The organism is Furfurilactobacillus rossiae DSM 15814, assembly GCF_000428925.1.
Taxonomy (GTDB): Bacteria; Bacillota; Bacilli; order Lactobacillales; family Lactobacillaceae; genus Furfurilactobacillus; species Furfurilactobacillus rossiae.
Genome location: NZ_KE386820.1, coordinates 141,263 through 165,484, shown reverse-complemented (window position 1 = coordinate 165,484; position 24,222 = coordinate 141,263). Strand labels below are relative to the sequence as shown.

Annotated in this window: 19 protein-coding genes and 1 pseudogene; 8 read left to right on the top strand and 12 right to left on the bottom strand. The window is 42.8% G+C overall.

Features of this window, described 5'->3' with window-relative positions; all coding sequences use genetic code 11:
• Nucleotide 1: 1 nt before the first annotated feature.
• Nucleotides 2-1,393, bottom strand: a complete 1,392-nt coding sequence (locus tag G400_RS0113865) for a DEAD/DEAH box helicase (RefSeq protein ID WP_017262736.1) — start codon at nt 1,391-1,393, stop codon at nt 2-4.
• Nucleotides 1,394-1,408: 15 nt separating this feature from the next.
• On the bottom strand, nt 1,409-2,407 hold the full coding sequence (locus G400_RS0113860) for a Gfo/Idh/MocA family protein (protein WP_017262735.1): 999 nt from the start codon (nt 2,405-2,407) through the stop codon (nt 1,409-1,411).
• Nucleotides 2,408-2,653: 246 nt separating this feature from the next.
• On the opposite strand from G400_RS0113860, the gene G400_RS0113855 reads away from it, so the two are divergent.
• On the top strand, nt 2,654-3,058 hold the full coding sequence (locus tag G400_RS0113855) for a DUF4828 domain-containing protein (protein ID WP_017262734.1): 405 nt from the start codon (nt 2,654-2,656) through the stop codon (nt 3,056-3,058).
• Nucleotides 3,059-3,277: 219 nt separating this feature from the next.
• Here G400_RS0113855 and G400_RS0113850 read toward each other — a convergent pair whose 3' ends face one another.
• From G400_RS0113850 to G400_RS0113840, 3 genes are all read right to left on the bottom strand, one after another.
• On the bottom strand, nt 3,278-4,798 hold the full coding sequence (locus G400_RS0113850; RefSeq protein ID WP_017262733.1) for an SIR2 family NAD-dependent protein deacylase: 1,521 nt from the start codon (nt 4,796-4,798) through the stop codon (nt 3,278-3,280).
• 150 nt (nt 4,799-4,948) lie between these two features.
• The gene (locus tag G400_RS0113845) at nt 4,949-6,676 is read right to left on the bottom strand and encodes a CotH kinase family protein (RefSeq protein WP_017262732.1); all 1,728 of its coding nucleotides are present in this window, start codon (nt 6,674-6,676) and stop codon (nt 4,949-4,951) included.
• Between the two features lie 141 nt (nt 6,677-6,817).
• A complete protein-coding gene (locus G400_RS0113840; protein ID WP_017262731.1) occupies nt 6,818-7,189 on the bottom strand; it encodes a hypothetical protein in 372 nt (123 codons plus the stop codon).
• Between the two features lie 154 nt (nt 7,190-7,343).
• Between G400_RS0113840 and G400_RS0113835 the strand changes: the two genes are divergently transcribed.
• A complete protein-coding gene (locus tag G400_RS0113835) occupies nt 7,344-7,682 on the top strand; it encodes a helix-turn-helix domain-containing protein (protein ID WP_017262730.1) in 339 nt (112 codons plus the stop codon).
• Nucleotides 7,666-8,094 carry a M48 family metalloprotease gene (locus G400_RS15525; protein ID WP_017262729.1) on the top strand — a complete coding sequence of 143 codons (429 nt, stop codon included), beginning with the start codon at nt 7,666-7,668 and terminating at the stop codon, nt 8,092-8,094. Before G400_RS0113835 ends, G400_RS15525 begins: the two co-directional genes overlap by 17 nt.
• Before the next feature lie 121 nt (nt 8,095-8,215).
• Here G400_RS15525 and G400_RS0113825 read toward each other — a convergent pair whose 3' ends face one another.
• The 3 genes from G400_RS0113825 to G400_RS0113815 form a co-directional block, all read right to left on the bottom strand.
• Nucleotides 8,216-8,662 carry a hypothetical protein gene (locus tag G400_RS0113825; RefSeq protein WP_017262728.1) on the bottom strand — a complete coding sequence of 149 codons (447 nt, stop codon included), beginning with the start codon at nt 8,660-8,662 and terminating at the stop codon, nt 8,216-8,218.
• A gap of 2 nt (nt 8,663-8,664) precedes the next feature.
• Entirely contained in the window at nt 8,665-9,444 is a 780-nt protein-coding gene (locus G400_RS15950; protein ID WP_017262727.1) for a GH25 family lysozyme, read from the bottom strand.
• Between the two features lie 113 nt (nt 9,445-9,557).
• Nucleotides 9,558-10,415, bottom strand: coding sequence for a MurR/RpiR family transcriptional regulator (locus G400_RS0113815; protein ID WP_017262726.1), 858 nt, complete (start codon nt 10,413-10,415; stop codon nt 9,558-9,560).
• A gap of 187 nt (nt 10,416-10,602) precedes the next feature.
• Here G400_RS0113815 and gntK point away from each other — a divergent pair, with 187 nt between their 5' ends.
• From gntK to G400_RS0113795, 3 genes are all read left to right on the top strand, one after another.
• Nucleotides 10,603-12,156, top strand: coding sequence for a gluconokinase (gene gntK / locus G400_RS0113810; RefSeq protein WP_017262725.1), 1,554 nt, complete (start codon nt 10,603-10,605; stop codon nt 12,154-12,156).
• A 271-nt stretch (nt 12,157-12,427) separates the two neighbouring features.
• On the top strand, nt 12,428-13,795 hold the full coding sequence (locus tag G400_RS0113800) for a gluconate:H+ symporter (RefSeq protein WP_017262723.1): 1,368 nt from the start codon (nt 12,428-12,430) through the stop codon (nt 13,793-13,795).
• Nucleotides 13,796-14,542: 747 nt separating this feature from the next.
• Nucleotides 14,543-15,901, top strand: a complete 1,359-nt coding sequence (locus G400_RS0113795) for a gluconate:H+ symporter (RefSeq protein WP_017262722.1) — start codon at nt 14,543-14,545, stop codon at nt 15,899-15,901.
• Nucleotides 15,902-16,030: 129 nt separating this feature from the next.
• Here the strand turns inward: G400_RS0113795 and G400_RS16510 are convergent.
• Nucleotides 16,031-17,764 (bottom strand): annotated as a pseudogene (locus tag G400_RS16510) (DUF2207 domain-containing protein).
• A 424-nt stretch (nt 17,765-18,188) separates the two neighbouring features.
• On the opposite strand from G400_RS16510, the gene G400_RS0113785 reads away from it, so the two are divergent.
• Together G400_RS0113785 and G400_RS0113780 are read left to right on the top strand one after the other, a co-directional pair.
• A complete protein-coding gene (locus G400_RS0113785) occupies nt 18,189-18,416 on the top strand; it encodes a helix-turn-helix transcriptional regulator (RefSeq protein ID WP_225351503.1) in 228 nt (75 codons plus the stop codon).
• A 1-nt stretch (nt 18,417) separates the two neighbouring features.
• Nucleotides 18,418-18,771: a hypothetical protein gene (locus tag G400_RS0113780; protein WP_017262718.1), complete on the top strand. Its 354-nt coding sequence runs from the start codon at nt 18,418-18,420 to the stop codon at nt 18,769-18,771.
• A gap of 102 nt (nt 18,772-18,873) precedes the next feature.
• Here the strand turns inward: G400_RS0113780 and G400_RS15510 are convergent, their stop codons facing one another.
• The 3 genes from G400_RS15510 to rlmD form a co-directional block, all read right to left on the bottom strand.
• Complete coding sequence (locus G400_RS15510) at nt 18,874-19,863, bottom strand: methylenetetrahydrofolate reductase (protein ID WP_017262717.1); 990 nt, start codon at nt 19,861-19,863, stop codon at nt 18,874-18,876.
• 15 nt (nt 19,864-19,878) lie between these two features.
• Nucleotides 19,879-22,185 carry a 5-methyltetrahydropteroyltriglutamate--homocysteine S-methyltransferase gene (metE, locus tag G400_RS0113770; protein WP_017262716.1) on the bottom strand — a complete coding sequence of 769 codons (2,307 nt, stop codon included), beginning with the start codon at nt 22,183-22,185 and terminating at the stop codon, nt 19,879-19,881.
• Nucleotides 22,186-22,710: 525 nt separating this feature from the next.
• Nucleotides 22,711-24,078, bottom strand: coding sequence for a 23S rRNA (uracil(1939)-C(5))-methyltransferase RlmD (gene rlmD, locus G400_RS0113765; protein ID WP_017262715.1), 1,368 nt, complete (start codon nt 24,076-24,078; stop codon nt 22,711-22,713).
• Nucleotides 24,079-24,222: the final 144 nt, after the last annotated feature.

Sequence of the window (24,222 nt, the reverse complement as noted above, 5' to 3'; positions counted from 1 at the left end):
GTTATTTTCCTTCCTGATTCTTCAGTTGATGTTTGTGCCGCATTCCCTTGTTCTTCGAATGCTTTTTATGCGTATGTGGTTTCTTCGAAGCTGCCTGTACTTTAGCAGAATCATTCTTCTTAGATGAATGGCTCGTAGCCGCCTTGGCGCGTTGAGGCTTTGGCTTTGCCGTAGCACTACCAGTACCGCTAGTGTTACCAGGCTTTTCACCACTACGCACTTTAGCTTTACTGCCTTGCTCAGGACGGGCTGTCTTTTTTGCAACACTACCAACAGATTCTACACGTTGTGGTCGTTCATCGACAAACGCATTATGAGCAAAGTACAGTGGCTGAAGTTGGTAATCACTCCCCCGCAACACTTGCTTTAGGCTACGAATATCATGATCATTCCCAAAGTTAATGACAAGGCCACTAGCACCCATTCGCCCAGTCCGGCCAACACGGTGCGTATACGTTACCAATGAGCCGGGCAGATCGTAATTGATGACTGCTGGCAAATTGGGAATATCCAATCCCCTAGCCGCAACATCAGTCGTCAACAGAAACTTAACTTTGCCATTACGGAAATCACGCATCGCATCAGCACGTTGCACTTGCCGTTGCTTACCGGCTAAAGAAACCGCCGCCACATGTTCATGCCGCATTGACGCAGCTGCCCGTTCCAATTCACCTAACTGATTGAAAAACACCAATGCTTGAAATCCTGGAATGCGGGAAAAACGGCGTAACATCACCGCCCGTTGGTTAGCGGGTAAAGTCATCAAACCGTGCTTAACTTGTCCCTGAGTTTCATCAATATCACGCACATCAACGGTGGTCACTTCAATGCCGAATTCGCTGGTTAGCTGATCGAGTGCTTCTGATTTCGTTGCAGAGAAGAAACTCAGTTGAACATCGCCAGGCGCTTCACGAATAATGTCCTCTACGTCAGTCCGAGTTTCGCCAGCTAACAACTCATCAGCCTCATCAATGACGATACTTGTCAGCAAGTGCGCCTTCAAACGATGATCGTCGAGTAAGTTGAGCACCCGACCAGGCGTACCAACAACGACCTCCGGATTCTTTTTCAAACGTTCAATCTGCCGTTTGACATTGGCACCACCAGTCAACGCAGCAACGTTCACACCAATAATAGCAGCCCAATCACGCATCACACGCGTTGTTTGCTGCGCCAGTTCTTGACTTGGCGCGAGAATTAGCAATTGTGTGCCATCCCCAGGCAAAATCTTAGCCAATAACGGCAACGCAAAGGCAACTGTTTTACCAGAGCCGGTAGGTGCTAACCCAACAACGTTTTCACCGTTTGTAAGCGGTGCTTCAACGCCCGTTTGAATTGCAGTGGGTTGAGTATAGCCCAGCTCACTAAAATGTGCTTCAAATTCTTTGTTCATCTATAATACTCGTTTCTATTTATTGTCGGCTGGAAAGACGATGCTAGCCTTGCGACGCAGGTCAAACAGCACGCTGTTAACAATTTCACTCAAGTGAAGCCATGTCTGATAATGACGGACATTGTCTGGATTCTTAGGATCGTTAATCACGGTCGCAAAATCTTTTGCTTCAGCGATCATTGGATTATCGTCAGGTTCTTCAGAAATCCGCTTCGTCGAACCATCAGCCGCATGGTAAATAACAGAAGTTAACTCGGCCGCATTATCCATCACAATCGTGTCTTTAACGCCATAAATCTCTGATGGTAGGTACGAATTCGTATTCTTACCAATGTTCAGGGTGACGTCAAAACCATCATAACCTAATACAGCGACCCCTTTACCATCTGCACCAGTTCGTAATGGCGTGGCATAGTAGTGAACCCGATTAGGCTTGCCAAACCAAGTAACAGCATCATACACAACGTAGACGCCGAGGTCCTGTAGGGCACCACCACTAAATGTTGTCGTGAAGACATTTGGATCCTTGCCCGCCAGATATTCATCGTAACGTGATGAATACTTCATATAGGTCAAGGTTGCCCCACTAATAGTCTCCATGCTAGCTAACTGTTTGCGAATTGCACGGAAATTGTGTTCATGAATGTGACGTGCTGCTTCAAACACGTGAATTTCAGGATGCTCGGCTAAAGCAGCCTTCATCTGTGCAAATTCATCTGGGTTGGAAACAATCGGTTTTTCTACAATAATCTGTTTGCCCGCATCAATTGCCTTCAACGTTTGGGCAAAATGCAAACTGTTCGGTGACGCAATGTAAACAACGTCAAAATCACCATCGTTAAAAAACTTGTCTAAATCTGTGTAGACTTGACCACCGTTCTTGTCGGCAAACGCCTTACCGCTTTCTTCGTGGCGTGAGTAAACACTTGTCAGTTCATATTCTTTGCTGGCCGCAGCGGCCTCAACAAATTGCTGCGTAATCCAGTTCGTGCCAATGATTCCTAGTTTTAACATGCTATAGAACCTCCGTCGAAATGAATTTTTTAATCCGTTACCAGACGATTCAAGAAAATTTTCCATCACCTGTTAATACATCTAGTTTACCAATTTTATGACGAAGTTTCAGTAATCAAGTCAGATTGGTTGCAGGAATATTTTAATTCCGTTACGCCAATGGTTTGGATAAGGAAACAGCGTAAAATCGTGCTATATTAATACTTGTAAGTTAACTGGCAAAAGAGAGAAAGCGAGGATGCATTTGTGTCGTTAAAGCGGAATATTTTATTATTTGGCGTGTCACTGGCCGCCGGATTATCAAGCACATTTACCCGTTCAGGTAAAAAGCATACTGATAATCAATCATCATTACCAATGTTGTTTTCTGGTACCTGGAAATATTCCGACCATAACGACCATCGCATCCACAGAATTCAAATCAATCCAGATTTAACACTGCATATCGATGGCCGTAAGGAAAATGCGACGGTTGAAAGTATTACGGCACAAGAGTTGGTCTATCTTGATGGCTTTGGCTATCATTTAAGAATTCATGCCAATGAACAACAACCTGTTTCTTTGTATGACGAGGCCGATAACGCTACCTATACATTGGTTAGCGTACATACGACGAAACCTGCCACTACTGAAAAAACGATAGCGGAATAATGAAATTAACAAACCAACTCAAAAGCGAAGTTGATCACAGTAAGAGAATGCAAACTGTGATCAACCTCGCTTTGTTTGGCTAGTAGTTAGTTAACAATGACTTAACCACCCGATTCTAACGTGACATTAACTAAAAAAACTCTGCTGAAATTTTTAACTTCCAGGTTTGCTACTCAGTACAATTTCAATCACTTCTTAACTTCAAGGTAAGTAATGAAATTAATCTTTTACTGAATCACCATCAATTTCATCAAACTTTTCTTTCAAAGGAACCAGCATATCCCCTTCACCAGTTGCAATTCCAATACTGGCCTGTAAATATATTTCATGCCAAAAATCTGGATGTTCTCTCTTAAAACCTGGAGCTTCGTTTTGCCAAGTTTTATTAGCTGACCAGGAGTTACCAAATGCAGGCTTGGAATAATCTAGCACAAAGTTTAAATTTCTTGTAATGGTCTTCATCACTAAAGGTGTAAACCAAGATTCATCAAAATTACCGATAAGTGTGAAAATAAATTTCAAAAGAGTGTTGTAGTCCTCAAAATGAGACTTGAGACTTGCTGAACCTCTTAAAAATTGCATTAATATCATCACAGATTTATTAAACGCCATAAACTCAATTGGCCTGATTGAGCCTTTATTATCGTCGGCAGTCGATTCAAGTTTCTTTATACTTTCCGCCGGATTTCTTAATATATCTTTAGATTTAGCATTATTTAAATCAGAAATTAAAGATTTAGCATTATTTTGAACATACTCATAGTAGGTTACATTTTTTTGAACGTTCAATTCTTCTACTTCTTCAATTAGAGCGTCAAAATCTCTATATAATTGCTTTTCTTCTTCATGCAATTTAGCTTTCGCTTCTATTTTTTTCGAAACAAGAACACCTAAATCAGTTAAAAACTGTTCAATCGAATTAGTTTCAATTTTGTCACACCCAAATTCTTTTTCTTGAAGCACATCATAATCTTTAGTTATTTTTGAATTGTACGTTACTAAGGCTTTTGAAAAGCTTTGTGAATCAAACGCATTGTTACTTTGATCCAATCCAGCCAATAAATTCAAATCTGACAAGCTATAACCGAGAATCATTACCGGCGTTTCGGCCATAATAGTAACTAACTTATTTTCTCTGTAATTTCCAGGTCGAAAAAGCTGTACGTAATCCTCATGCGTGACTATCATGCTCTGATAAGAGTTTCGACTGCCATGAATGTGGTAAATAGGGATCATATCTTTGGGAGCCACAAAGGGCTCTTGAGGATTAATTGGATATCCATATTCATTAAATATGGCTTCTAAAACTTCGTCATAATTAGTCGTAATAACCCATTTCACATTGATCCCTTTGAGCAAGGATTCATATTTTTTTGCTTGTTCCGTAGTTGGTACCCAGTTTACTAAAGACCGGATAACTTGTTTTATTTCATTTTTACTATCATCATAAGGTTTTCCTGACAGCACTGAGACTTTGTTACACATTTTTGTTGCAATTTGAGGTAAAGTGCTGCCTTGTTCAAGTTCGCTCACTACATCGACACCGAAGTCGTCCGAGTATTTATTATTAAAGTATTTTTCAACGGATATAAACAACTGTTTCCAGTTTTTTGCTGTTTTTTCTTTCGAGTCTCCGATAACAGCCATCGATAATCCTGCACCTGCAATGATTCCAACGCCCCACTTAGAGATTTCTTCGGCTAAATTGTCTAAACAGTCATTTGTTTCTTCCAAACACATTCCGATCACCCCTTTTTTTGATTATACATTTATAGGATATAAATTAAAAATACAAGAAGTGTAGATTATTATGACCATCATAAATCCCCAAAAATAGAGTTTATCTACACATCTTTCATGCAGATAAACTCTATTTTCGAGAACATTTAGTTAATCACCACTAACATATTCACCCAAAGTTGGTGTGAAGTTTATTTGTGGCCGTGTCAAAATTGCATGTCCATTTTTATTAAAGGCAAATTCCATATGCACGTTGACAGTACCTTTCGGAATCTGAATACCCTCTGCTTTTAGAAATTGTTGACAGTTGAGTTGAGAATGATCGGCCACAAGAGTAACACCATCATTAACTCTTCGTTCATTGGCATCTAGAAAATGCAAAGAAATAAGGATTGTGTCATCTTCCGCCAAAGGAACATCGTCAGGAATCATTATCTTGCCTCCAAAAGACACTACTGGTGGATTATCAGGATTACTAATTGGAATTGGAGTGCTCACAATTAAATTCCACACTCCTTCATCAATCCCTGTACGTGAATAACCAGCACCCATGCTGCCATTGTTAACCGATGTTGAGAAGGTAGTCCGATAAAAGTTACCATAAACTTTCCAGTCACTCAGATCATATTTAAAATCGGAGTTTTTGACGAAATTAGGCGTTGCCAGTTTCTGCCCGCCCCCAAAGTGTCGTTCGATTTGATCATCAATCAGGGCCAGTCGTTTGGAGATGTCATACTGCAACTGTGACATCCCCGTCAGCTTTTCACTTGGCAAATCAGGCCATGTCTTCAAATCATTCTCATAATTTGGTTCGCCAACAGATTGCATAAACTGCTTAATGTGGTTAATAACATTATCTCCACGCAATACCGTTTGACGCAACTCACGATAACGTTTGTACACAAGGTCTTGGTTAGCCGCAAACGCCTTATATAACAGCTGATTGCCTTGGAAGTCGAATAGATCTTGATCGATCGGTTGCAATGACTTACCATCCCACTGTAATTGCCAACTCGTGTCCAAATCATATGGAACCATGGTCCAGTGAGTGCCGTCGTAAGTGACGTACATCGCATTCTTAACTTCCATATCCGTGTCGTCGATGACATTGGCAAAGATACCGAAGTCAATAACCGATTCAATGTTAATATACTCATCCTGATGGGCACGGAAATCAAAAATTGAAGAATTATGGGCAAATTTCATCAGGTTTTCAAAACTCGTTTTCAATGGATCAGATAGCGCGTCAGGAAATTCTACACTGAAATCACTATTATCAAACTTGGCAGTATCAGCTTTAAAGGCTGTTGTGTCGTTAAATTGAGCCGCTTCCACGGCCGCATGATTCTTATTGTCTTTTGACATGTTTAACAGGGTACCATTTTTCCCCGTGTTAAATGTATATACGCCATTAAATTTGTCATTGATCCACAACCGAATTGGGAATCCCTGAATCTCGCCAAAGTTAATCGCCTGTGCTAGTTCATCATTAACATGCTGACGTGTCGCAGTCATGTCCGCAAACAATGCAGCATTCGTAATGTTACGAGCATGCGTGATGTCCATATAATTGGCCTTCAGGTTAAAGTCGCTGTTTTCGGCCCAATCTGCTAACGGTTTAAACTTAAGTTTTGTCTTGCATGCCTCATCCTCGTATGCCTTAAACTTGTAACTCTTTTTGTCCCACCGTAACGAACCATCCCCTTGCCACTTAATCTTGGCAAAGCCACTAATATCACGACCATCGTTCAATTTAAAATCAAACGACAAGTTCTTGTATACGTCGTGACTCATTCCGGTCAAATCACCGGTAAGATGTAATTCAGGTAACGTCTTCACTGACGTTGCCAACTGACTTGTATCAACTGTGTTATCCATAAGATAATCACTCCTTCATTTATTTTTTGGTACAAGTCTATTCAAACATACGTTCGTATTTTGGGAGTCCGGAGCTTTTATCATTTAAATCCCAGTTTGCTCTCGCAAAAGTCGCATGCAAAAAATCCTCCATTAGTTCAGCTAGTGCGCCAATACACCAAGCAGATAAGCGAACTCGTACTCGGCTGTGCGTTTAACACGGAAGTATTGCGAACGACTATAGTATGTGTTTAGTTCAGCGTAAACATCCGTTTTCTGCGATAAATAACGATAATAAATAATCCGCCGTTCCATTACCGTTAATTGATTAAACATCTGCGCATAGTAGTCCCAATGGGAAGCTTCTGGCGACGTTGCCGTTAAACTTACTCCTACGATCGAATACTGTTCGTCAACGTTAATTCTCCGTGTTCCGGAGCGTTTAATATTCTCAAGAATAAACTGCTCACTTTGTTGTTTAATTCGTTGTCGTGTCAAACTAAAATCGACATTTATTTCAATAAGACGTTTCATTTCATCAACCCTTCTTACTCAATAGAATAAAATAATTACGCTTTAATTACACGATTGTATAATTATTCAACAACATTTTAATTCAATCGGATAATTTTTACAACATCGTTTATTTTTTAGTGTAAAATGAAAGTTAAGGAAAAGAGGATGTATCATGTCAATCTACGAACAAGTGAAGACCCTCGCCCAGGAACGGGGACTTAGCCTCCAAACATTGGCTATCAAGGCGGGTATGGGTATCAACAGTATTTACAGCTGGCAAAAAAAAGATCCAAGTATTTCTCGATTAACGAAAGTTGCGGAAATTCTTAATGTATCCGTTGATTCATTAATCGGCGGTGACACGGCCGCTGCAACAAAAAAATCACAACAAGTTGATCTTAACGACGATGATGTCATCATGACCTTTGAAGGCCGCCCCATTCCGCCGGAAGACCTTGCCTATATTAAACGAATTCTTGGAAGCAGTGATGATAATGCAAAATCTAATTGATTGCTTACTCGCGTTTGCAAAGCAACATCAAATCAACGTTATTTTATCGACCACCATGTCGCCTAATACACCGCCCGCCGCAAATCCGGCTTTGAATAAAGTCCTCATTAACTTGAACTGGCCCAATCAAAATCAAATTGCATTTCAGTTGGCACATGAGCTCGGCCATGTCTTAAATAACGACGCTGGCATTCTATACGGCTGTACGCAGGCATCCCACAACAGCATTGAATTTGCAGCTAGCAAACGTGGCATTCAATTACTGATCGATTTATACTTTGCTGACATCGCTGTTAGTGATGCAAATTCTGCCCGGTTTATTCACCAGTTATGTATTCCGAGTTACCTTGTCAACTTTACTGAAACCCAAATCAGGCAACATTATGAGACGCAACTTAAACAAGTTGATTAATACAACCGTTATTGTAACTAATATCAACTGATCACTAATTTTGCTTCGCTAAATTCAAAACACCACAACTCATTTTTGCTGAGTTGTGGTGTTTTTATATCAAACATGAACTTTATTAACTCTAGTCTTGCGTCAAACCAAATTTGGCGCGTTGTTCTGGCGTTAAGCGCCAGGCTAGATAATGCTGTAACAATTTTAAATCAGCGCGCAAATTTTCTGGCGTGTATTGTCGTTTGTACTGACTGCGTAAATCCGTCTCCAAAAGGTCGTACAACGAGACAAAACGCGGACCAACGGCGACCAAACATTTCAAACGTTTCTGATCGCGAGGATTTTCTGGAGTGACCCCCACTTTGATTTGAATATCAAAACTGCGGAAGGCAATAAAATCAGCACTAGCCCACCCTGCAACAACTGAGAAATCTGGCAATGCTGTTTGTGAATCGCCAAATTGACTGGTGACGGCGTCAAGAATACCGGTTTGCGCCTGATCGATTGTCAAGCGTGGTGCACCTTGCTTTGCATCGTCACTTTCTTTTTTACTGAAAAAAGCCATTTTATCACCCATCTTTACTCGTTGCTTAATGCATCAAACGATTGCTTACTGCCATTGTATACCATTAGGGACATAGATTGTCGCTCACCAGCCACAATTAGCGAACCATTATCGTCATAACTGATAAATTGAACGTCCTGAGGGCTCCGTTTGGTCAATTTGCTATCATCAAGTGAAAACATTGTATGACTCAATTTGCCTTTTAACGCTTGATAGCCATCAGTCGACGTCCACAACAACACCGGCTGCTGATAATCCGTTCTTAATGTCGCTATCATCGCGGTCAAGCGTGCTACAGTTCGTTCAATGGCCTTGGCAGACCCAAAACTAGACCCGGTGTCTGGAACAGAAATCATAATTGGCAACGTTCCCGTATCTGACCCAACCTGCTTTTCAAAATAAGTCGTTTGACTGAGTACGGGACTATTGGGGCTGTACACCATGTACACCCCAACTTTCAGTGTATTGCCACTACCGCCACTGCGACTGTAATTACCTGCAAAATCGTCATCCGTATAACGATTGCCGACCGTCGTTTTCAAGTAGACAAATTTAACACCTGTTTTGGACAATGCCTGGAAGTCTAAAAACCCCGCATCCTGATCAATGGCGGCTCCAGTGACAGGATACTTGGCCATCATTGTCTGATGTCGTAATTGCCACCAGTGAAATACACCATAACTGGCACCGCCAACCAAGCCAACGATAATCAGCACCAATAGCCAACGCCATCGCCGCATACGTCGCTGTTTTAACCGTTGATAAATTGAGGCCGACTGCCGCCGACTTTGCACAAATCCCACCACCCTCGTGACAAAAGATTAAGCCTTATTCTAGCACGTTTACGGGTGGGCGACATTACGAGTTGACTATGATTCACTTTTATTCTTCTATATAACTTCTATAATTACTCGCGAGTCGTTGCCATTGCGTGACGCACATCTTTTAATAAGCCTTCCCCAGACTGAGTACGCGCGCCTTGAGCACCAACCAAAGTAAACAAACTGTCCATAATCGTCAACTGGGCAATCAAAGAACTCATTGACTCACTCCGGTAGTTAACTTCCTCCGCAACGGATTGGAACACAATGTCACATTTTTTTGCCAGTGGCGAAGCCGGATAACTGGTGATGGCAATCATTGGCACGTGATTAGCGCGCAATTGATCCGCAATCATCAGTGTGTCATGGTTACGCCCTGAGTGAGACACGATAATTGCGACATCGTCTTTGGTCATCTTAACGGCTTGCATCAATTGAATGTCGACATCAGGGTGAAACTGCGGCTGAACCGTTGTCCGTAAGAACTTATGATACCCATCTAGCGCAACAATTGAGGAACCACCAAAGCCAAAAAATGACAAAGTATGTGCATTTTTGATCAATTTAATAGCATCGGCTAAATCTTGATCTTTCAATAACGCACGGGTTGCATCTAACGCGTTATCAGCCCCCTGAAACACCTTATCGACGACGACTGACGGTGCATCGTCTTCTTCAATTTCACTGAAAAAACTGTCCGTTTGTGCTGCAATGCCGCCAAAGCCTAGACTAAACTCACGAAATGAGCGCCACCCAATTCGTTTGACAAACCGACTAACCGTTGCCGTCGATACTTTGACGTTTTCCGCTAAATCTTGAATCGTCATTTCACTGGCGGCGGCTGGATTGCCAAGAATAAATGAAGCAATCTTCTTATCAGCTCCCGTTAAGTGTTGATAGTTTGCTTTAATCGTACTTACACTAGTTCGTGCGATGATAAACACCGTCCTTTATGAAAATATTCATCCACTTTTATGTAAAAAGTTTTCTAAGAACATTATGCCGCAAACGCTTTCAGATTGCATCAACTTTCACAAATTAAGTGTTCGAAACAGTTGTGAACGCTGCCAATTTCGCCTATACTAGCAGGCGTAGATTTAACTAAAAAAGTTTACAAAGGAGTTTATTCATATGGACTATATGGTCGGAATGGACATTGGTACCACGAGTACCAAAGCCGTATTATACGACTTGGACGGTAACGTCTTAGCTTACACGAACAAGCTTTACCCGTTATATCGTGACGCAACGGGGATGGCTGAAGAAGATCCAGAAGAAATTCTTGAAGCTGTTGTGAATGGTTTACAAGAAATTCTGCGCAAGGCCGACCTTAAGAATGGCAAGCTTCATGGTGTTTCTTTCTCAAGTGCCAACCAAAGTTTGATTGCACTGGATAAAAACCATAAGCCACTGACGCGTGTCATCACTTGGGCTGATACCCGAGCAACCAAGTACGCTGATCAATTGAAAGCAGATGGCACTGGTAAAACCCTGTATGAGCATACAGGAACACCAATTCACCCAATGTCATTATTATGTAAATTGTTGTGGTTGAAGAACGACCATGCCGACATTTACAAGAAAGCAGCTTACTACTGTGGCATTAAGGAATATATCTTCTATCGTCTGTTAGATGTTTGGCAAATGGATATTTCTGTTGCCAGTGGAACCGGTATTTTCAACATCTTTGACCTCGACTGGGATAAAGATGCTCTGGCATTAACTGGTGTCACCACTGATCAATTACCTAAAATCGTTGATGGCTATGCTCAATCAACGGGCATGCGTGACGAATATGCAAAAGTCATTGGCTACCCTAAGGATGTTCCATTTATCCAAGGTGCCTTTGACGGCGCATTATCCAACTTAGGTGTTAACGCAATTGACGAAGGTGTCGTTGCGGTTACGATTGGTACTTCCGGTGCCGTTCGTGTCGTTACGGACCACCCTGTTATCGATCCCAAGGGTCGTGTCTTCTGTTACGCTTTGACCAAAGACCTATGGGTTGTCGGCGGACCAGTTAACAATGGTGGGGTCGTCTTCCGTTGGGCGCGGGACAATCTGTTTGATGCTGAAAAGAGTACTGCTGCCCTTTTACAAGAAGACTCTTATGACTTGTTAACAGAAATTGCCAAACGTGTGCCAGCTGGCTCAGATGGCCTGTTGTTCCACCCATTCCTTGGTGGTGAACGTGCACCAATCTGGGATGCTGACGCCCGTGGTTCCTTCTTCGGTTTGACACAAATGCACACTCGAGCTCACATGATTCGTGCCGTTTTGGAAGGTATCGTTTACAACCTGTACACGGTGCTGTTGGCCCTTGAAGAAGTTGTCGGTGAGCCTAAGTCCATCATGGCAACTGGTGGTTTCGCCCGTTCTGAACTGTGGCGTCAAATGTTGTCCGATATCTTCGAACAGCCTGTCACCATCCCAGAATCATTTGAATCTTCATGTTTAGGTGCTGCTGTCATCGGCATGAAATCACTGGGCTTAATTGACAACTTAAGCGATGTTAAGAAATTCGTTGGTGAAACCAACACTTACCAACCAAACCCAGAAAACTTCGACGTTTACCGTGAATTAGTCCCAATTTACATTCGCCTTAGCCGTCAGCTTCAAACTGAATACACCAACATTGCCAACTTCCAAAAGAAGCATGCGCAACATGGTGAAACACAAGAATAATTGTGTCAGCAGAGCAACCTCATTTTGGGGTTGCTTTTTTTGATGAACTTTTCTTTTTCTGAGTTTTTCTTAATAGCATGAAAATTTTTATCATCAAATTAATATACTAATATCAAGGTTCACTTGTACTTCAAAAAGGTCATTTTTATTGGTTTTAGGCAAGTATTGTAAAAAAATTGCTAAAATCAAATGTAATCGCTTTCCTATTTGGTGATTATCTGGTATTGTTTCCTCAGTTCTTATTTTTTCACTTTGAAAGGAGACATTAATCATGTCTGCAGCTTTACCTTTTATAGTGTTGTTCTTGGGAATTGCCCTTTTATTAGTTCTCATTATTCGCTTTAAGATCAACACTTTCTTAGCTTTAGTTATCACTGCTGTACTGGTTGCACTTGGTTTGGGGATGCCAATGGATAAAATTGCTACCTCCATTCAAACCGGGATTGGTAGCCAGTTAGGTGAACTTTCCATCGTCTTCGGTTTTGGGGCCATGCTTGGCCGCTTAGTTGCCGATGCCGGTGGTGCTTACCGGATTGCAACGACGTTGATTAAACGCTTTGGTAAAAAACGTTTGCAACTCGCCGTTGTGTTAGCTTCCTTCATCATCGGGATTGCCCTCTTCTTTGAAGTTGGTTTGGTTCTGTTAATCCCAATCGTCTTCGCCATTGCGGTTGAAGCCGAAGTGCCAATTCTTTACTTAGGGATTTCCATGGCAACAGCATTGTCTGTTACCCACGGATTCTTACCACCTCACCCAGCGCCAGTTGCCATCTCTGCGGCATTACACGCAAACGTTGGCCGGGTTCTGTTATTCGGGATTATTTTAGCGATTCCGACTGTTTACATTGCTGGTCCATTATTCACTAAGTTGGCCCAGCGTTACGCACCCTCTGCGTTTGAACAAAAAGGTAACCTTTCCTCACTTGGTGAAATCAAAGAATTCAAGTTGGAAGAAACCCCTAGTTTTGGTTTAGCCGTATTGACCTCCCTGTTCCCAGTTATCTTCATGGCCATCACCACGCTGTACCAATTGATCTTCACTGGTGGTGAGTTGCCAAAGAACCCAAATGCAATGGACCAGTTCATTGCATTCATTGGTAGCCCAAGTATCGCCATGATTTTGTCACTATGTTTCGCAATGTGGTCCATGGGTTGGCATCGTAACCGTGCTACCAAAGACATCATGACTTCCATGGAAAACGCCGTTAAGTCCATCGCTATGTTGCTGTTAGTTATTGGTGGTGGTGGTGCCTTCAAGCAAGTGTTGATCGACGGTGGTGTTGGTAAAGCCGTTGCCACAATGTTCCTTCACACAAACTTCAGTCCACTGTTACTTGGTTGGTTAGTGGCCGTTATCTTACGTATCGCTTTAGGTTCAGCTACGGTTGCTGCTTTGACTGCCGCCGGAATTGTTGCCCCATTGATGGCACAATCCGGTGTGGACCCTGCCCTGATGGTTATCGCCATTGGTTCTGGTTCATTAGCTGCATCTCATGTTAACGATGCTGGTTTCTGGATGTTCCGTGAATACTTCGACTTAACTGTTAAGCAAACGTTGAGTATATGGACGGTACTGGAGTCAATCATTGCTGTCTGTGGGATTATCGGGGTTATGATTCTAAACGTCATTTTCCACTAGATCATCGTTTAAAAATTTATTAGTCATTATTTCAAACGACACTCATCAAACTTGAGTGTCGTTTTTTTGCGTGAAAGAAAGATAGAATAGACATTTCGTTACACCAGTCAGGAACGCCGTTTCATGGGACCGGCCCAAGCCCAAGAATCGGTCTTGAGTCTCGATTCTGAGCCCAAAATTCGGTCTCAGAAGTCGTCCTGTATTACTAAGTGGCCCAACACCGCCCACTAAGTAATACCTTCACGAAACTCTGTTCCTAACTGGCTTCACTAACTGTTGATGTTAAAAAAGTGACTACCTAATTTAAATCGAACACTCGTGATTGAAGAATTGATTTAAAATTCATTACTAATCTTTCGTCTATTAGATGTCTCAATGTAGCTGAAGAGCGTCAGCATAGAAACCAAGTCGTGAAAATGTTGTTAATCAGGCGTTTTCTGCCGGATTTACAACATGGACGGACAACAAGACTCGGGTTCTCACGAGGCTTGTTGGCGAGGTGAAAGACTGTGATTTTCAGGCTTGAACCGGTCCCACGATGAGCGTCTCTATGCTGACAACCGTAAGCGGCAGAAAACTATAAACCATCAGTTAAATTTCACAATGAAATAATCGTTTGATAACTCTGAAAACTATTTACATTTTTTGCCATTATCCTGTTTAAGAATGAGTTTCGGACGAGTACAATGGTTGGAGTTGGTTTTTTAGTTACCAAAAGTCTTTACATTTGAGAGGAAAGTTTTGATTATGACGCCATTTATTGTTCTAATTCTTGGTATCGCCTTGTTACTGGTATTGATTATCCAGTTCAAGCTCAACACGTTCGTTTCCTTGATTGTGACGTCAATTTTGGTGGCCCTGGGTCTTGGCATGAACCCAGCAGCCATCGCGACGTCCATCAAGAACGGGATTGGTAGCTCACTTGGTGAGTTAGCCATCGTGTTCGGGTTTGGGGCGATGATTGGTCGGCTTGTGTCCGACTCCGGTGGTTCTTACCGAATTGCCAAAACACTGATTAACGCGTTTGGTAAAAAACGGTTGCAACTCGCAATCGTGGTTGCCTCCTTCATTATCGGGATGTCCCTATTCTTTGAAGTTGGCCTTGTCCTACTAACACCAATCGTGTTCGCTGTTGCGCTAGAAGCCGAAGTCCCATTCGTTTACTTGGGTATTTCAATGGCTGCTGCTTTGTCAGCAACGCAAGGTTTCTTGCCGCCACAACCTGCTCCAACTGCTGTTTCGACTGCCCTAGGTGCTAATACTGGTAATGTGTTGTTACTCGGTATTATTGTTGCCATTCCCTGTGTGATCATTGCCGGTCCTGTATTTACGCGGATCATGCAACGTTTGGAACCAGGCGTATTCGTTATTAAAAAGGAATTACCAGCCTTTGGTGAAGTTAAGGAATACAACTTGGATGAAACACCTAGTTTCGGCTTGGCTGCCCTTACCTCATTGTTCCCCGTTATTTTCATGGCTATTTCGACCATTTACACGATGACTGCTTTGCATGGTATTAAACCCGCTCATCCGCATGGTCTTGCTTCGATCATGATTATGCTCGGTGACCCCGTCATTGCGATGGTCATCTCGCTATTATTCGCAATCTGGTCAATGGGTTTCTCCCGTGGTCGGACAATGAAACAGATTAGTGGCACGATTGAAGATGCCATCAAGTCGATTGCCATGTTGTTAATGGTTATCGGTGGTGGTGCCGCCTTCAAGCAAGTTTTGATTGATGGTGGTGTTGGTAAAGCCGTTCAACAAATGATGTCACATTCTAGCCTATCACCGCTAATTCTTGGTTGGCTGATTGCGGTCATTCTGCGTGTTGCCCTTGGCTCAGCCACGGTTGCCGGTATGACGGCCGCTGGTTTAGTTGTTCCATTGATGCATGCATCTGGTGCTAACCCTGCATTAATGGCATTAGCTATTGGTGCTGGTTCACTAGCTGCCTCACACGTCAACGATGCTGGCTTCTGGATGTTCTCTGAGTACTTCGATTTGACGGTTAAGCAAACGTTGAGTATTTGGACCGTGTTGGAAACCATCATCTCTGTGGTCGGTTTACTGATGGTTCTCTTACTCAGTGTGTTTGTTCACTAAATTAATTCCATTTGTTAATACCAAAAGATCCACAGTATCATGGTCATGTGACCGCGATACTGTGGATCTTTTTTCACCAAGCTATTTAAAAATGTCATCTAGTCAAACGTAAATTCACCAGCAGATGCTTTAGAAGGCACCGCCACCGGAGCCGCCACCAAAGCCGCCCGAACTCCCACCAGAGAATCCGCCCGAGCCACCAGACAGGCTAGACGCTTGCGTATTGCTGGCCGAAATTGATGACGACAAGCCATTACTAAAACCAGTATCAAAACTACTGTCAAAACCGCCGAAACCGTAATACAGAGGGAAAATTAAACCCGTCTTCATCAGTGCATCACTACCGAACTCAAGGGATAGGGCTTTCGTTACTTTTTCAGCTAAGCCAAGTGCTGCCGCATATGGCAATATTTGTTCCCAGATTACAATGTCACCAACCTTAGCCGTGTCAAAGTGTCCTATATCGTTTAACATTCGTTTGAAACCTAACAATTCATTGTGCAGTTGATCCCCTTCAAGCGTGTAACGACTGATGACGGCTCGTTGCCACAGCGCACACCCCCAGACTAAAGCACTTAAACCAACTGCCGCAATCCACATGCCTAACCGAATCGTTGGCAGGTTTGTCACAATAAGCGCTGCTAACGCTGATAGTGCACTCGTCACAATAGCGACAGTCAGCCACCATCTTCTTAACGCGACATTATGATCGTCGTAATACTTTCTTGCCTCATCCTCTACCCGATCCTGCCACGAAGTAAACCGTCCACTCAGACGCCCACTTTGATCGCGTTAACCAAAGGTTTTTAAATCTTTCAATGAAACATATTCACCGTCGCCTACTTCTGTGATCAGAAAATCGGTCAGTGGCTCAGAAATATCTTTTTGTTTCGTAATGATATAGGTCTTGTCTTCCGGCTTAATAGTAATTTCACCATTGCCAGCTTCGGTCATTAAGGTTCCCGTATACGCCTTAGTCGTCGGCGCTTTGTCTGTAATTAACCGGGCCGCCACGGCTGGCGATACCGTTGGCACTTCATACCAATGATTAACTGGAATTGGAACGGGATGACGATTTACCGGCCGGCGAGTGAAGTAAATCAACGAACCACCGAGCAATACAACTAGCATCGCTCCCACAGCACTCAACATCCCGGCATTCACCCGTTGCGACTGTTGTCGTTTGCGATTGGTTGCCGCAGCCAGAACACGCTCATGCTTGCGAGCTTGTTCTTTCATTGGTTGATTGACAGTGTTGCTATTTGTGGCCGTCACTGAGGTCGGGAATAACAGGTCCATTTCAACGAATTGATTAGCTGGAATACTAGGCACTGTGATGTTCACTCTACCAGCCGCCTTCTTAACCGTGGTTTTACCATTCAATGGTCCATGAACCCAGGCTTGTAAGTCGTTCACAGGTTGCGCCGGCAATTTAATCGTAATGTGCACGTTATTTAACGCCACGTCCCATCCCTGACCAATAACTTTCCAGTTTAAGCGAGCGGTGTCGGCATAATTTGTAACTACGCCATGTAAACGGTAGCGATAGGTAAACGTGGCGCTTTTGTCACTGATTTTGTGAAAGACCTTAAGTTGCAAATCGTTGGAATTCTGTGTCCGCTGAAACGAATTATCGCGCCCATCAGCCTGCTCACTCAACGTTTGCTCAGAACCACCCTGATTCTTAACTGTCACTTGAGGTGTATCAACACCCTTCAATCCCTTTAGATCCTGTTTTACAAATACGCCATTGAAATGACCGTCAAAGTTGTAAGTAATGCGTTGTGTAAAATCTGCATCCCCGTTCTCTAAAACATTAACGTTCGCAACGTACTTATCGATTGTATATGACCCGTCGGCCATACCAGTGATTGGTAATAAAAAGACCCAACCAATTACAATCATTAAACTAAGCCACCAGTGCTTTGCTGTCATGATGCACCCTCCTGCTTTGCTGTTACGCTTAGTTTACCATGAAGCCATTATTGAATACCGATGAACTGCTTAAATTCATGTTCGCGGTTGCTCTCGTTTATCGGTCATTCTAATAGTGATCGGGTATATTGACCCTGGAACCAAAATGATGGTTCTAGATAGCTTTACATCGAAATCAATTACCAAAAGTAGGCATATTGTATTACACATTTCCGTCAGTTGTAAATGACACAATGCTGACTTAAAAGCATTTATAGTCAAAGCTCCGATGGTTAACTTAATGTTAGTTTTTCCAAAACAATACTTTACTTTTGGTAAAGTATTGTTTACCATAATTATTGAGGTGATCACTATCGCTAGCAAACAAAATTCAGGTCTCACCATCACCAACAAGGTTTACGAATACCGCGTGTTAAATCATCTATCCCAAACCGCTTTGGCCAAAGCAGTTGGTGTTAGCAAACAGACAATCTTGGTGATGGAAAAAGGTAATTACTCACCGACATTGAAACTAGCCTTTGAAATTGCAATTTTTTTCAAGGTGGATATTACCGACATTTTTGGTTATAAGGAGAATTAATATGCAAATTAAATCATTATCTGATATTCCTGATGCCCTGTTTTGGCCGCTAAAGCAGTGGGCCGAACAAAGTAACTTGAATTTTAACATCTTGGTTGGTACCGGCACACTTCTGCTAATCTTTATTATGCTTGCCGGTTATTTTATGATGCGCAAAATTGGTAAAATTCAAGATGAACGTACAGCAACTATCTATTTGACAGCTGCTTCAATCATGCTTTCGACAAGCTTTATTTGCGACATTATTTTTCCAAATGACTATCTCATTAATCAATTTCGCATGATCAAATACATTGTTATGATGTTATCAGGGCTCATCTATCTTGTTGTGACTTACAGAAAAGAAATGCGGTAATACATCAGTTACATAATGCCAGCTTCTATCTATACTAAAAGAACTCCCTACCAAAGTGATTCGTTCGCAACCACTTCGGTAGGGAGTTCTTTACTATTCTACTTACCTGCTTACAACCACATTCTCACGCTGTCTAATATGCGTCACCAGTTTTGCCGCAATCTTATACCGATTAAACGGTGTGACCACGTGAACGCCACCAAATCGATCACAGATTGCATCCGCAATTTCTTCAGCAATTTGCAGGCCAACTTCATGTTCATTGCCGTCGATCTCGGCCTGGGCCATTCGATCCAGTATAGACTGAGGCAAACTCATCCCCGACACATGCTCGTTTAAGAACTCAGCATTCCGTTTGGACATTAGTGGCTGAACGCCAACAAACACGGGAATCTGTAACCCACATTGTGAGAAAGCATCTGCCAATTCATTAACCCTGGCGATATCAAACACCGGCTGTGTGATGAGATAATCGGCCCCACAGTCGATTTTTCGTTTGATTCCGCGAGTTGCCAAAACACCATTGGTAATTTTAGGACTAAAGGCTGCCGCTACACAGAAATTAGGGCGGTCATCTAAGTCCTTCCCGCTTGGACTAACACCAGTGTTATATTGCTTAATCAGTTTAATGAGGCCTAACGCATTAACGTCTCTCACTGAAGTAGCACCCGGGAAATCGCCTTCCCTAGCAGGATCTCCAGCAATTGCCAGAATATCGTCAATTTCCAAACTGTGTAACCCCATAATTTCAGACTGAATGCCAATTAGATTATGATCGCGGGTCGTCAGGTGCACAATCGGATGAATACCGTATTCCAATTTCAACTTAGCAGCAACGGCCACATTACTCACCCGAACAGCTGCCAACGAATTATCCGCCAGCGTAATTGCGTCCACTCCTGCATCACGTAAACGCTCAGCTCCACGATAAAAGCTTGCCGTTTTAAACGTCGTCGGTGGATCCATTTCCACAAGAATACTCTTATGACCAACAGACGGATGAAGGAAATGATGTTCCGTTTGTGCTTCATCTGTATGTGTCAATCGTTGCCCATCATCCGTTAACTTTTGGTGCTCTGCGTCAGCCACCATGGCAACGCCCTCCTATTACTTTGTCGGTTCCGCTAAACTAGCACGAACATTATCACGTGCTGCAATCATGTTCTTTAAGGCTGCCAGCGTTTCCGGTTCCTGACGCGTCTTCAAACCACAGTCGGGGTTGATCCAGAATTGATGAACGTCGATAACACGTAACGCCCGCTCAATGTTTGCCTGAATTTCTTCAACAGAAGGTACCCGCGGACTGTGAATGTCGTAAACGCCAAGTCCGATTTCTTTATCATAGTGTGTTTTTTCAAACGAACTAATGATTTCACCGTGACTCCGGGACGTTTCAATCGAAATCACATCCGCGTCAAGTGCACTAATCGTGTCGATGATGTCTTCAAAGTCTGAGTAACACATGTGTGTGTGAATCTGGGTGTCATCACGAACACCAGTCGTCGTAATCTTGAAGGAGTAAACCGCTTCATCCAGATATGGCTTCCAGTTACGTTTCTTTAGTGGCAGACCTTCACGTAACGCAGGTTCGTCAACTTGAATAATCTTGATGCCAGCCTTTTCCAAGTTAATCACTTCTTGACGCAGCGCTAATGAGATTTGCTTTTGAACCTGTGCCTTACTGATATCGTCACGGACAAAGCTCCAGTTAATAATCGTTAAAGGTGCCGTGAGCATTCCTTTAACAGGTTTGTCCGTCAAACTTTGTGCGTAGACGCTTTCTTTAACCGTAATTGGTTTCGTGTAAGCGACATCACCGAAAATTACTGGTGGCCGGACTCCACGTGAACCATATGATTGAACCCAACCATTTTGCGTCGCATAGAAGCCAGTTAGTTTCTGACCAAAGTATTCAACCATGTCAGTCCGTTCAAACTCACCATGAACCAATACGTCCAGTCCGAGGTCCTCTTGAATGCCAATCCAACGCTTGATTTCAGACTTGATGAAGTCTTCATATTCGGCATCCGTAATGTTGCCCTTCCGCCAAGCAGCCCGTTTGGAACGAACCAATTTACTTTGTGGAAAACTACCAATACTTGTCGTTGGCAATAATGGTAATTGCAACTTCTTGTGTTGTAGTGCAATCCGCGTTGGGAATGCGCTGTGCCGTTCAAACGTTTCGTTGGCCAAGTTGGCCTCCGCAGCACGGACCTCAGCGTTGTTCCGGTGTTCAGATTCATTCAACGCCTTGAGTGCGGCAGCATTCTTGGTGAATTCTTCTGAAACCGCCTGTTGGCCTTCATTAGCGGCCTTAGTTAAAACCGTCAGTTCATGTAGCTTTTCATCAGCAAAGGCTAAACCACCTAATAAAACAGGATCGATCTTCGTTTCATTCTTTGTCGTGATTGGTACATGAAGTAATGAGTTAGCAGGTTGCAACCACAAATGATCGTTGTCAACGACACCCTGCAATCTCTTAATTAAGGCCAGTTTGTCAGCAAAATTGCTTGTCCAAATATTGTGACCATCGATAATACCGGCAGCTAATACCTTGTCGCTTGGGAAACCATCGTTCAACACGTGCTGCAAATTTTCACCGTTGTCGTGCACAAAATCGAGTCCGATTGCCTGCACGGGTAATTTGGTAGCAGCTTTATAGGGATCAATGCTGTCAAAGTACGTTTGCAGTTCAATATTGATCGATGGTGCCGCTTGTCGAAGTGCATTCAAAGCCGCTTCGTAAGGTTTAACTTCAGCATCTGTCGCAACCTTAACCAGCGTTGGTTCGTCCACCTGAACCCACTTAACACCAGCCTGAGCCAATTCAGTAAAGACCTGTTTATAAAGTGGCAACAATTGTGGCAGTAGTTCATCAACAGCGGCCGCGTCCAGGTAATCACCATTCCGTTTGCCCAGTTTTAACAACGAAATTGGACCAAGGATAACTGGTTTTCCGTCAATTCCTAATTCAGTTTTGGCTTCCTTGTAGAACCGTAACCAGCGATTATCTAATAACTCAAAATGAGGCTGATCATATTCTGGCACGATGTAGTGGTAGTTGATGTTGAACCATTTCGTCATTTCTGAGGCCACGGCGTCCTTTGTCCCACGAGCAATCGCGTAGTATTCGTCCAACGTTAACCGTTTGTGAAATCTACCATAGCGTTCTGGCACGATGCCAAAAGCCGCAATCGTGTCCAGCACATGATCATAGTCTGAATTATCAGCAACCGGAATTAAATCCAACCCTGCTGCCTGTTCCTTTTTCAAATTGGCCAAACGCAATGCTTTTGTTTCGGCATGAAATTCCGGTTCATCAATCTTGCCTGCCCAATAGTGTTCCAACGTCTTTTTCCATTCACGTTTTTCCCCTAACCGCGGGTAACCAAGATTGCTGCTAATAACTGTCATGTACGACACTCCTTCTCTTTTAAATGCTTTTGATAATCGACAAAAAAACGGTAGCTCCATCCTACAAAAAGGACGAAGCTACCGTTCGCGGTACCACCTTATCTTTGTCACAAGCTCACACTTGTAACCTTATCCCGTACATTTTCATACGGTAGCAGGATAACGACTGCTGGTCGTTGTCACTTTGCCATTAAGGTTCAGCGGCACCGTTTAGAGGCCATTGTTCATCTTTCACCGCGTGACTTGTTCCCACCCTGCAAGCTCTCTATCTCGTTGGTTAAAGATTACTTTTCTCATCGATACGTTTTCAATGACTTGAATTTACACTCGATTTTCATTAAAGTCAAGGCATTTTCTAATGATAAATTAATTAATGGGATATGTTCTCTATGATCTCAAGGAGATTGATTGCGTGTTATTCACAGTAAGCAAGATTCTAATCGTCTATAATTATCTTAATACAAATGAAAAATGGCAGTGCTCAACAAATTGTTGAACTGCCATTTTTCATTTGCCAGTATTCAATTAATCTTTCACCAGACTGACAACACATTCAATGCTAGTCGTCTGTGGGAACTGGTCCACCGGCTGAATGTCACCATCAACATGATAGCCGTGATCCATGAACACTTGGATATCACGAACCAACGTTGCTGGATTACAGCTGACGTAGACAACGCGACTCGGTTTAACCGCTGTTGCAGCTTCGATGAATTCTGGTGCCAGACCCTTACGTGGCGGATCAACCATGATAACATCCGCCTTCAAGCCAGCTTCTTGCCACCGTGCCATTTGGTTTTCAGCCTTGCCAACAACAAAGTCAACGTTATCGATGTGATTCAAATTAGCATTGGTCTTGGCGTCACTGATGGCCGTTTTAACCATTTCAACACCATACACATGTTTAGCATGCTTGGCCACCGCCAAAGAGATTGTGCCGATACCACAGTAAGCGTCAATGACAGTCTCTTCACCCGTTAACTGTGCCTTGTCGATAGCAAACTGATACAGTTTTTCCGTTTGCTGTGGGTTAACTTGGTAGAATGAGTGAGCCGAAATTTCAAACGTCAACCCCATCAATTGGTCATGAATCACAGGACTACCGAAGTGAACTCGATCCGTGTCACCTAACAATACGTTTGTTTGTTGTGGATTAACATTTTGAATGATGCTCTTCACTTCTGGCAAAGCCTTCGTGATTTCAGCAACTAATTCATTCACCATCGACAATTTATGTGTCCGCGTAACAATGACAATCATCATTTCGTGACTGTAATAGCCTCGACGCACCATGATGGTTTTAATCACACCGGTGTTGTTAGTTTCATCATACGCGTCCAGATGGAAACGACGTAAGAGATCGCGTACCACGATAATGGCTTCATCAATTTTAGGGTCCTGAATATAGAAATCCTCAATTGGCACAACCGTGTGAGAGCCACGTTTGTAAAAACCAGTTTCGATTTGACCATTGATCTCACGAACTGGTACTTGAGCCTTATTACGATAATGGTAGGGTGTCTCCATCCCCACCGTCTTGGCAACATCAATATCCAGGTGTGACTTCTTTAACAATTCAACCACTTGGTGTTGTTTGAAGGCCAATTGACCTTCATAACTCAAGTGTTGCAAGGGCGCAATACCAGTTTGGGTGTAGGTCACATTGACACTATCAACCCGTTGCGGGCTTTTTTCGATAAACTTAACGACACGACCAAAAGCGTATGTTTTCGCCACTTTGGTTACGGCAAATACAACTTTTTCATTAGGCAATGCGTTCGTAATAAAGATTGGAAAATCTTCTATCTTAGCGACACCCATGCCTTGATAGGTTAGGTCGATAATATCGCCTGTATACTCTTGGTTTTTAGCAACTGGTGCTTTGAATTTCATTAATTATTTCCTTTCGACTTTTGCGACGGTCACTCAACGGAATTTTTCAAACGAACAAAAACAGTCCGCTGTAAAATTTTCGAACCAAACAAGTATAGCATGCCGACTCACTTAAAAGAAGTACAAAACAGCGGATCCGCATTT

What these genes read in the sequence shown, in the direction of transcription:
- G400_RS0113845 (WP_017262732.1), bottom strand. Translation starts at nt 6,676, where the DNA reads ATGGATAACACAGTTGATACAAGTCAGTTGGCAACGTCAGTGAAGACG.
- G400_RS0113835 (WP_017262730.1), top strand. Translation starts at nt 7,344, where the DNA reads ATGTCAATCTACGAACAAGTGAAGACCCTCGCCCAGGAACGGGGACTT.
- G400_RS0113780 (WP_017262718.1), top strand. Translation starts at nt 18,418, where the DNA reads ATGCAAATTAAATCATTATCTGATATTCCTGATGCCCTGTTTTGGCCG.
- G400_RS15525 (WP_017262729.1), top strand. Translation starts at nt 7,666, where the DNA reads ATGCAAAATCTAATTGATTGCTTACTCGCGTTTGCAAAGCAACATCAA.
- metE (WP_017262716.1), bottom strand. Translation starts at nt 22,185, where the DNA reads ATGACAGTTATTAGCAGCAATCTTGGTTACCCGCGGTTAGGGGAAAAA.
- G400_RS15510 (WP_017262717.1), bottom strand. Translation starts at nt 19,863, where the DNA reads ATGGTGGCTGACGCAGAGCACCAAAAGTTAACGGATGATGGGCAACGA.
- G400_RS0113850 (WP_017262733.1), bottom strand. Translation starts at nt 4,798, where the DNA reads ATGTGTTTGGAAGAAACAAATGACTGTTTAGACAATTTAGCCGAAGAA.
- G400_RS0113860 (WP_017262735.1), bottom strand. Translation starts at nt 2,407, where the DNA reads ATGTTAAAACTAGGAATCATTGGCACGAACTGGATTACGCAGCAATTT.
- G400_RS0113840 (WP_017262731.1), bottom strand. Translation starts at nt 7,189, where the DNA reads ATGAAACGTCTTATTGAAATAAATGTCGATTTTAGTTTGACACGACAA.
- gntK (WP_017262725.1), top strand. Translation starts at nt 10,603, where the DNA reads ATGGACTATATGGTCGGAATGGACATTGGTACCACGAGTACCAAAGCC.
- G400_RS0113800 (WP_017262723.1), top strand. Translation starts at nt 12,428, where the DNA reads ATGTCTGCAGCTTTACCTTTTATAGTGTTGTTCTTGGGAATTGCCCTT.
- rlmD (WP_017262715.1), bottom strand. Translation starts at nt 24,078, where the DNA reads ATGAAATTCAAAGCACCAGTTGCTAAAAACCAAGAGTATACAGGCGAT.
- G400_RS0113795 (WP_017262722.1), top strand. Translation starts at nt 14,543, where the DNA reads ATGACGCCATTTATTGTTCTAATTCTTGGTATCGCCTTGTTACTGGTA.
- G400_RS0113865 (WP_017262736.1), bottom strand. Translation starts at nt 1,393, where the DNA reads ATGAACAAAGAATTTGAAGCACATTTTAGTGAGCTGGGCTATACTCAA.
- G400_RS0113825 (WP_017262728.1), bottom strand. Translation starts at nt 8,662, where the DNA reads ATGGGTGATAAAATGGCTTTTTTCAGTAAAAAAGAAAGTGACGATGCA.